Annotated in this window: 7 protein-coding genes; 5 read left to right on the top strand and 2 right to left on the bottom strand. The window is 40.5% G+C overall.

Annotated features, from left to right (window positions below; genetic code table 11):
- Positions 1–87: 87 nt before the first annotated feature.
- Entirely contained in the window at positions 88–465 is a 378-nt protein-coding gene (locus tag AACS98_RS15290) for a GxxExxY protein (RefSeq protein WP_066381399.1), read from the top strand.
- A gap of 83 nt (positions 466–548) precedes the next feature.
- Here the strand turns inward: AACS98_RS15290 and AACS98_RS15285 are convergent, their stop codons facing one another.
- On the bottom strand, positions 549–1,742 hold the full coding sequence (locus AACS98_RS15285) for a Coenzyme F420 hydrogenase/dehydrogenase, beta subunit C-terminal domain (RefSeq protein ID WP_066381317.1): 1,194 nt from the start codon (positions 1,740–1,742) through the stop codon (positions 549–551).
- A gap of 1,279 nt (positions 1,743–3,021) precedes the next feature.
- Between AACS98_RS15285 and AACS98_RS15280 the strand changes: the two genes are divergently transcribed.
- The 3 genes from AACS98_RS15280 to AACS98_RS15270 all read left to right on the top strand — a co-directional run bounded on the left by AACS98_RS15280 (position 3,022) and on the right by AACS98_RS15270 (position 6,504).
- Complete coding sequence (locus AACS98_RS15280; protein ID WP_066381397.1) at positions 3,022–4,473, top strand: glycoside hydrolase 100 family protein; 1,452 nt, start codon at positions 3,022–3,024, stop codon at positions 4,471–4,473.
- Positions 4,474–4,674: 201 nt separating this feature from the next.
- Entirely contained in the window at positions 4,675–6,024 is a 1,350-nt protein-coding gene (locus AACS98_RS15275) for a 16S rRNA (cytosine(967)-C(5))-methyltransferase (protein WP_066381315.1), read from the top strand.
- Between the two features lie 57 nt (positions 6,025–6,081).
- Positions 6,082–6,504, top strand: a complete 423-nt coding sequence (locus AACS98_RS15270; RefSeq protein WP_066381313.1) for a tellurite resistance TerB family protein — start codon at positions 6,082–6,084, stop codon at positions 6,502–6,504.
- 60 nt (positions 6,505–6,564) lie between these two features.
- On the opposite strand, the gene psb35 is transcribed toward AACS98_RS15270, so the two are convergent.
- Complete coding sequence (gene psb35 / locus AACS98_RS15265) at positions 6,565–6,792, bottom strand: photosystem II assembly protein Psb35 (protein ID WP_066381312.1); 228 nt, start codon at positions 6,790–6,792, stop codon at positions 6,565–6,567.
- A gap of 503 nt (positions 6,793–7,295) precedes the next feature.
- On the opposite strand from psb35, the gene AACS98_RS15260 reads away from it, so the two are divergent.
- The gene (locus tag AACS98_RS15260) at positions 7,296–9,410 is read left to right on the top strand and encodes a TonB-dependent receptor plug domain-containing protein (protein WP_066381310.1); all 2,115 of its coding nucleotides are present in this window, start codon (positions 7,296–7,298) and stop codon (positions 9,408–9,410) included.
- Positions 9,411–9,530 lie beyond the last annotated feature (120 nt).

Genomic DNA, 9,530 nt, shown 5'->3' with positions numbered 1-9,530 from the left:
AGAGGCGCAGAGGAGGACACTTGCGTGGGCGGCTTTGCCGACTTGAGCAAAGTGTCCGTCGCGCAGAGAGTGAGGTGCAAGAGGGAAATGATTGAGAATGAGATTTCGGGGTTGGTGGTGGATGCGGCTTATAAGGTTCATACAAGTTTGGGGCCGGGTTTGCTGGAATCGGTTTACGAGTCGGTTATGGATTTTGAGTTGCGGAGGCGGAAGTTAAAGGTTGATAGACAGGTAGTGATTCCGGTGTTTTATGAAGGTGTACGTTTGGATGAAGGCTTCCGTGCTGATTTAATAGTCGAAGATCAAGTAATTGTCGAACTCAAATCAGTGGAAGTTGTTCATCCAGTACACAAAAAGCAACTACTAACTTACCTCCGCCTTGCCAATAAGCGAGTCGGATTACTCATCAACTTCAACGTCACACTCATCAAAGACGGTATCTCCCGCGTAGTCAACAACCTCTAAAAACTCTCTGCGCGACGGACACTTTGCTCAAGTCGGCAAAGCCGCCCACGCAAGTGTCCTCCTCTGCGTCTCTGCGTGAAACATCACTCCGGTAACTTATACTGCCCAACGATACGCTTGGCAAACTCCGGGACGTGCGCCTCCAATTTCTCCCCATGATTCCGCTTCACATACAAATAATTGCGGGTAAAATGCGAATCAATCGAGAATCGCGCATACTCTAAACCTTTAGGGCCGATTTTATCAATCACTACCCCCATGATTTTTGCTACCCACATCGGTAAGGTTAATCCTTGATCATAGGCGGGTATACCCTGTTGTACAGCTTCTTTCCTGTTACCTTGGGACATCACAGGTTGTGTGTCTAACTGGTCTTTCACTAAGTCCAGCATTTCTTTACCTGTATCATTTCTGACTACAATCCATTGCCAGCCAAAGGGTGCGCCCATATAACCGACGACTAAATCCGCTAGGGAATTGACGTAATCAAAGCAACTCATACACGATGGGGCAAAGACATCTTTGAGTTGGTTTGTTTTTAAGCCAAAGAAGGGGACTTTCTCGATTGAGCCATCTTCATGTTTGAAGTGAATGCGGAAGTCTTGCATGAATTCGTAATGTACCACTGTTTCAGGCGATCGGCTGGTGGTTTCTAAGAATTTTTGCAGTCCGGCACGGGTGACGTTATCTACGCAAGGTGTACCTAAAACGTATAATTTTTCTAGACCTAATTTCTTTTCTACAGCCCTGAGTGCTTGGATTTGACAACCCACACCAATGACTAATAAGCGTTTCATCCCTGATTTTTCTACCTGTTCCAAAACGTTAAGGTTGGGGGAGAGTGTTGGTTTATTTACCCGCGCTGCTAGTATTTCTTCTGGTGTGCGGGCAATGACTGGCATGGGTTGAAAGCGGTCTTCTTTGCTGTTTTGGACACAGACAACGCCTTCTACTAATCCGCGATTGAGCATTTCTATGGCAATGCTGCTAACTATCCCTGTCCATTGTGCGCCTTCGATGGGTTGCTGTTTCCGCGCTGCCATCATGTCTTGATGTACACCAAAATAGAGTTCATCGGGGTGATCGAGGTTCCGAGAACGGCTGTGTGTTTGTGCTTCTAGGGTGTCTATCTGTTGGGTGATAAAGGCGCAAGCTTCCTTGACATAGTGGATGTAGTATGTGTCGCACAGTCCGCACTCGCTGCATAGTTCTTTAGCAGGGCGACGGCTACCGGGTTTTAAGGCTTTGGCTTTTTGGTGAGGGAAAAGCGAGGTCATGTTAAGCGTAATATGTTATCTCAAAATTTAAGATAGCTGAAGCTGGCACTTTACACAAAATTGAACAGCAAAAACTAAGATTTAATTTCTTTAGAGTGAGGCAGTTCGTAGGGTGCGTCAGTGCTAGATATTTGGCGTGCAACCGTTGTGTTATTTTCTGACGCACCCTACAATTGGGTATTTTTCTAGAAGGATGTCCCTGAGAACATCCACAATGGGATTCACCTCATAGCTGAATGGAACTTTTTTCTTTTCCTTTCGTCTAGCCTCAGCAATACCTCAATGCGTTAGCTTACCTAACTGTAGGCATACCGTATGAAACAAAATTTGCTACATTGTCTAGCTAGTTAGCCTGATTTTATGGTCAAAATCTCTAATTTGATCACAGTTAAGGCAAAAAATGGATTATTAACTGTTTAAATAATTAATATCTGTATCAAATGCTATTAAACATAAAATATTATCAAATTTGGCACAAATGCTTAATATGTTTGCAATAAAATCATCCTGATTTACTTTTAGCTATCGAGTTGATGTTAGGGATTCCAATATTGCTTGTTAGTCTGATTTTTAGTCTCTATAGTCATATCTTGCACGCTTCTCAATTGATGTCGCTCCCTGCACAGCTAACAACGTAAAATCAGGGGTTTTAGCAAATATCAAGCAATGCTCATCCTACAAGTTTGCTTAACTTGCAGGTAATTAGCTTTCTCAAGCCAAGCAGTTAATCTGGCAGTAGTGTAGAATATATATTTTTTTGAAGTATTGTTTTTTTTTTGAAAATGGCAATTACTTATATTGCAAAATTTGAAAATACGTTATAAATTATTAAATTGTAGGGGAATATTAGTCTAAAAAACTCAAACCTAATTAGGTAAACATAACTAGAAGTCTTTCAGACTTCACTTCATAGTACCCTTAAACAGTGAGTTAGATATGTTTTTGTTTGGTAAAGGAAAGCTCTGGACACAAAGAAAAGAGCTATGAATAATCTAAAAACATATCTTGTATTACTGTATCTAATCAGATTATTGCTGGGGGAGAAAATTACAGCTATCTGTAGGTAACCACAAGCATAAATGATTCACAGCTAATTAATTGTTCATGACCAATTATACGAATTAGTTGCAGCTTGATATTAAATGTCAAGCTGTTGATTTGGAATAGTTTTTGCTATGGCAAAAACCTCTAGCTTTTACAGTGATAAATAGCAAAAAATTAGCCAAATCAAGCGCATCTACCAAGTAAAATGTACACCATAAATGGAGTTAGTCTAGCGATGCAGAGAATAAATGAATTACTAACAGAAGAAACAATAGAAGCATCTGCATGGAAAGCGTTAGAGAAATCGATACTGTATTATAAAGGTCGTCCTGTTGGGACGGTGGCTGCTTATGATGTGTCTGTCGAGGCTTTGAATTATGACCAATGTTTTATTCGGGATTTTGTATCTTCAGCTTTGATTTTTTTGCTTAAAGGTAGAACAGATATTGTTCGCAACTTTTTAGAAGAAACTTTAAAGTTACAACCTAAAGAAAGGCAATTAGATGCTTATAAGCCAAGTAGAGGGTTAATACCAGCTAGTTTTAAGGTAGTATCAGATAATGGCGAAGAGTATTTAGAAGCGGATTTTGGGGAACATGCGATCGCTAGAGTTACGCCAGTCGATTCTTGTTTATGGTGGATTCTGTTATTGCGTGCTTATGTAGTCGCCACCAAAGACATATCTATAGCCTATCAGCCGGAATTCCAAACGGGTATCCGCTTAATTATGGAAATTTGCTTGGCGAATCGCTTTGATATGTATCCCACGCTGTTAGTTCCAGATGGGGCTTGCATGATTGATCGCCGTTTGGGTATCTATGGCCATCCTCTGGAATTACAAGTTTTATTTTATGCGGCGTTGCGTGCAGCGCGGGAAATGTTAATCTGTCAAGGTAATCAAGACGTTATCGAAGCAATTGATAACCGTCTACCGCTTTTGTGCGCCCATATCCGTCAACATTATTGGATAGATATTAATCGCTTGAATGCAATTTATCGTTTCAGAAGTGAAGAATACGGTAAAACAGCAGTTAATCTTTTTAATATCTATGTAGACTCTATTCCTTACTACGAATTAGACAAGTGGCTACCAAAAAAAGGTGGTTATTTAGCCGGTAATGTTGGCCCATCACAGTTAGATACTCGGTTCTTTTCGCTGGGTAATTTGATGGCAATTATTTCCGACTTAGCTACGGAAGAACAAGCACAAGCAATCATTAATCTGATTGAAGAAAGATGGGAAGATTTAGTGGGAGATATGCCCATTAAAATCTGTTATCCTGCTTTAGAAAGTGAAGAGTATAGAATTGTCACAGGATGCGACCCCAAAAATATACCTTGGTCATATCATAATGCTGGTAGCTGGCCTGTTTTGATCTGGATGTTAACGGCAGCATCTATCAAAACTAATAAACCTTACCTTGCAACTAAGGCGTTGGAAATTGCTCAAACACGACTTTTTGAAGATGAATGGCCAGAATATTATGATGGCAAGAAAGGGCGACTAATCGGCAAGCAAGCGAGAAAATATCAAACCTGGACAATTGCTGGTTTCCTATTGGCAAAAGAACTGATCAAAAACCGCAGTTATTTATCGTTAGTGAGTTTTGATGAATTACCACCAGAATTAATCTCTAGAGCCTGTGAATTTGAAATCGGTAATGTAGACCGATATATGTCTCGATAATTTTTGATTTTGTCCTCATAGTCTCATTTTTTCGTGAATGTTTATCACCCCGGTTTCTTTGAGAAGCAGGGGTTTTTAATGAGCATTTTTCGATAGAATTGTTTTTGTTAGTGATTGCTATTACATTGTTTTCATGGGATATAAGGGCTAAAGCCCTGACTACGAACGGAAACAATTAATACTCAAAAGTTAAAAATTTTCATGACTAACCCCCGTCAAATAGCTTTTACTGCCCTCAAGGATGTACATAAAGGGGCTTATACTGATGTAGCTTTAGATAGAGTGTTACAAAGAGTTAATTTGTCTGACCTTGACCGTCGTCTAGTTACAGAATTAGTGTATGGTAGTGTCCGTAGGCAACGTACTCTTGATGCTCTGATTGACCAACTCGCTACTAAGAAATCTCATCAACAGCCAAGCGAACTCCGCAGTATTTTACATTTAGGTTTTTATCAACTGCGTTATCAAGAACGTATTCCTGCTTCTGCGGCTGTGAATACAACTGTCCAATTAGCTAAGGAAAATGGTTTTGCTGGGCTGACTGGTTTTGTCAATGGTTTGTTACGTCAGTATGTGCGTTTAGCTGAAACATCAAAAGACCCGTTAAAATTACCAGATGACTCAGTGGAACGTTTGGGTATTTTACACAGTTTTCCTGACTGGGTTGTGCAAGTCTGGTTAGCACAACTGGGTTTGGAGGAAACAGAAAGACTCTGCGAGTGGATGAACCAAACACCGACTATCGACTTGAGAATTAATCCCTTGCGTACTTCTATTGCGGAAGTAGAGACGGCGTTAAAATCTGCGGGTATTTTAGCGAGGCGCATACCGCATTTACCCCAAGCTTTAAGATTAATTGGCAATACTGGCGCGATTAAACATCTTCCTGGTTTTAGTGAAGGTTGGTGGGTTGTACAGGATGCTAGCGCGCAGTTGGTGAGTCATTTTCTCGATCCCCAACCGGGTGAGGTGGTGGTTGATGCTTGTGCTGCACCTGGGGGGAAAACTACTCATATTGCTGAGTTGATGCAGGATACAGGGAAAATTTGGGCGTGCGATCGCACTGCTTCCCGTTTGCGTAAACTTAAAGACAATGCCCAACGTTTGGGTTTACACTCAATTGAAATTTGCACTGGTGACAGTCGCAACTTACCACAGTTTCATCTTACTGCCGACCGGGTTTTATTAGATGCTCCTTGCTCTGGTTTAGGCACTCTCCACCGCCATGCTGATGCGCGTTGGCGACAAACACCAGAATCAGTTACAGAACTTTCTCAACTCCAGAAGCAAATTATCTCACACACAGCCGGATTTGTCAAACCAGGTGGTGTGTTAGTTTATGCTACTTGTACTCTGCACCCAGCAGAAAACGAGGATGTAGTCAGGGAATTTTTAGCTGAAAATCCTAATTGGCAAATTTTACCCCCCAGTGTGGATTCAGCTGCTGCTAGCTATGCTACACTTGAAGGTTGGTTAAAAGTCTGGCCGCATCGTCAAGATATGGATGGGTTTTTTATGGTGCGCTTAAGAAAAACCAACAATTCAGGGTGAATACGATCAGGGATTGTACGATGTGATCAAAGCCTGAATCTTCCAGAGGAGGCAGCAATGATCACTGATGCCAACGTCAAAAATTTAGTTAAAATCCTGATAGGAGCGGCTTGGATTGATGGCAAAATCCAGCCTGAAGAACGGCAATATTTACGTGAAATCGCTCAAGCCAAAGGTTTGGCTACAGATCCAGAAATTAAGCCTTGGTTGTATGAGTTAGTAGCGGTACAACCGCATGAATGCTACGCATGGGTGAGAGAATATTTAGGCGATCGCCCCAGTACCGAAGACTGCGAAAATCTAATCGAGGCCATTAGTGGCTTAATTTACAGTGATGGTGAAGTGGCGATCGAAGAAGCCAGACTCTTGACAAAATTGCAGGAGTTAAGCCAAAGCTATGAATCTCATCAGTCAGCGCACACTGCGCTGCTGAAAAAAATTCAACAGCTTTATCGTCGTTGGGTTGAAGTTCAAAACTAACCATAGTCAAAAGTCTCTAGCCTCAACTTTACTGACTATCGACTATTGACTATTGACTAATTATGACTTCGGTTCACCCAGACCCGGAGTTTCTTCTTTTTCTACTTTCGGTACAAAGTCAGGACGCTCTTTGTTTTCCCAACCTACAGGACGTTTAGAATTGTACCAAGCAATAGAACCGATGGTGACAGCCGCAATAAAACCCACTACATAAACCAATGTAAAAGCTAAGGGAAAATGGGGGCCGCCTGTGGCTACAGTCTTGGCTGCTTGCATCAATATAAGCATGAGTATAGACTCCTAGTTTACGCAACACTTCTTAAGACAGTATAAAGACAGAGTATCATTTACATCCACCCCCAGTTGGAAACACTTCAGAGAGAATAGGGAGTGGGGAGTAGGGAGTGGGGGGAGCAGGGGGAGCGGAGGAGCAGAGGAGCAGGGGAGCAGGGGAGCAGGGGAGAAGATTTTTACCCAGTCAACAATCAACAATCAACAATGACTAATGACTAATGACCGTCATTTTTATAGCTGGGACTTTTAGTCTTTTGTGGTTTGTTCATATCTACAATAAACCTTGTACTATAAATTACAAGTAGCTTTAACTGCTTATTTGTCATCATCTTTGTGTATGACAGCTTGTCAAACTTGTACCCAAGAAAAATTACTTACTATGACAGGCTGTCATAGTAAAAAACATACAAAAAAACCTTGACATATATTCTGATTTATCGATACTGTTTTGTTTGGCTCTTAAATTTAATAAACATTTTTCTGGTTGGAGTAACTAAATGAAGCAGAATTTATATTTGCTTCCGTTAAGCTTATTGGGTGTATTTGTTGGTTCACCATCCTTAGCATTAGAAGTTGAAATTAGCAATCAAGATGTTGATAAAAATCCTCAAAAAGTTCATGCAAATATTCCTCATGTAAGTGAATTAACTTTGCACTCCACTGAGGCGAAATTATTGACGCAGCCGTTAGAAACAAATTTTGCTCAAGAGGTAATAAAAGCTGAGGAAGTAGAACAAGAGGATGCACCATTAGAAGATGCAGCAGATATTAATTTAGAAGTAATAGGAGAAGAAGATACACTTCCTAAATCGACACCGACTTACATTATTGACAAGGAAGAAATCCAAAAACAAGGCTCAACAAGTGTTGCTGATGTTTTAAAAAGAATGCCGGGATTTGCTATCAATGATGTTGGGCATGGTGCAGATATTCATACAGGAACTTACTACCGGGGACACTCAATTAATCAGTCGGTTTTCTTGATTAATAGTAGACCGATTAATAATGATGTAAGTACATATCACGGGGCTACGGATTTAAATAGTATTCCTGTAGAATCGATAGAGAGGATAGAACTATATAGTGGTACTTCCACAGCTTTGTATGGTGCTTCAGCTTTTGGCGGAGTTGTTAATATTATCACTAAACAAGGAAGCGTTACTCCTCGGTTTAATGGTGCTGTAGAATTTGGTTCGTTGAATTTAAATAATCAACAGACAAGTTTTAGCGGTAGTAGTGGTAATTTTAGATATAATTTGAGCTTTGAACGATTTTTTATTGATAATCGTTATCAAGTGCCACAGGGTGCAGCTAACCGGGATGCTAGCGGTAATTTATTTAATGCAGATACAGCTACTAGCACTTATTTTGGTAACTTGGCTGTTGATTTGAATTCCCAAAATACTTTGAGTTTGGATATTAAAAAACTTAGTAGTCGTCGGGGGTTAATTTATTTTGGTTTTCCGTTGCAAAGAGACAGGTTAGATCATGATGGTTTAAATATTGGTTTATCTTGGCGATCGCAACTAGCCCAAGGTTCTAATCTGACGACTACACTAGGTTATAACCAAGATTACTTTAACACCTACGGCCCTACTTTTTTTCAAGGCAACACATTCTATCGCACTGGGACTTTAGACACACAAAATTTAACAGCCAGAGTAGATCATGATTGGCAAATAGCTGCTAATAATCGACTACGTTGGGGGTTAGATTTAAAAAACACTAACTTAGATGGTATTACTAACAGCACCAGAACCGATAGGATTGCTTTGAATGAAGAAGAAAATCGTAGTGTTTTGAACACTGCATTATTTGCTGTCAATACTTGGAATGTGAGCGATTCCTTTCTGGTAGACTTAGGTCTAAGACAAAGCTTTGATTCTCAATTTGGTAATTATCTGAATCCCAGTGTCGGTTTGCGTTATGCTATGTCGCCAAACCTAGCTGTGCGTGGTAGCTGGGCTGGTGGACAACGTAACCCAGGTTTAGACCAATTATATCTTTATGATACGGTGCATGGTTGGTTGTCTAATGCTGATTTAAAACCGGAAACAGGTTCTTCATGGACTGCGGGGGTAGATGTTAACTTTTCTGAGGATTTAACCGGACAATTTACTTACTTTGGTAGCAGTTTAGATAATCGTTTAGCCATTCTTCAAGGACAATGGCAAAATATTGGTCTAGTTGATACCAATGGTTTTGAGGCGGCATTACGCTGGCGATTGGCGAGGAATTGGTCAACGTTTTTTAATTATACTTACACGAATGCAGAAATTAAAACAGGCACAGAACGAGGTTTGCAATTAGGTTTGATTCCTTATTCTAATTTGCAAGCTGGTATTGGCTACGAAAAAAATGGATGGCAAGCCAATTTATACGCTACTTATAATAGTGGTGCGCGTCGGGCTTTGTTTCTCAATCCTAATGATAAGAATACAGATTTCTCACCATCTTACGTAAATTTTGATCTGAGTGGTCGCGTCCCTTTAAATAGAAGCTTGGGACTGACATTTTACTTAGAAAATTTACTCGGTGAACAATACGAAAGAGTCAACCGAATTTATAGCCCTGGGTTGACTTTTCGGGTTGGTTTAAGTACAGGTATTTAGGGTTTTTTAAGATGGGATAAATCACGTTTGGTGGTTTGTAGTAAGGACTTTAGTCCTTAGACGATGTTTGAAAAGTATTGTTATTAACATCAAAGTCTCTCAGACCTAACCCCCCCAGCC

The organism is Anabaena sp. CA = ATCC 33047 (genome assembly GCF_963870205.1).
GTDB lineage: Bacteria > Cyanobacteriota > Cyanobacteriia > Cyanobacteriales > Nostocaceae > Trichormus.
This window is presented reverse-complemented; position numbering and strand designations above follow the sequence as displayed.

Coding starts and splice junctions, on each gene's coding strand:
- AACS98_RS15290 (WP_066381399.1), top strand. CDS start 88: ATGATTGAGAATGAGATTTCGGGGTTGGTGGTGGATGCGGCTTATAAG.
- AACS98_RS15285 (WP_066381317.1), bottom strand. CDS start 1,742: ATGACCTCGCTTTTCCCTCACCAAAAAGCCAAAGCCTTAAAACCCGGT.
- AACS98_RS15280 (WP_066381397.1), top strand. CDS start 3,022: ATGCAGAGAATAAATGAATTACTAACAGAAGAAACAATAGAAGCATCT.
- AACS98_RS15275 (WP_066381315.1), top strand. CDS start 4,675: ATGACTAACCCCCGTCAAATAGCTTTTACTGCCCTCAAGGATGTACAT.
- AACS98_RS15270 (WP_066381313.1), top strand. CDS start 6,082: ATGATCACTGATGCCAACGTCAAAAATTTAGTTAAAATCCTGATAGGA.
- psb35 (WP_066381312.1), bottom strand. CDS start 6,792: ATGCTTATATTGATGCAAGCAGCCAAGACTGTAGCCACAGGCGGCCCC.
- AACS98_RS15260 (WP_066381310.1), top strand. CDS start 7,296: ATGAAGCAGAATTTATATTTGCTTCCGTTAAGCTTATTGGGTGTATTT.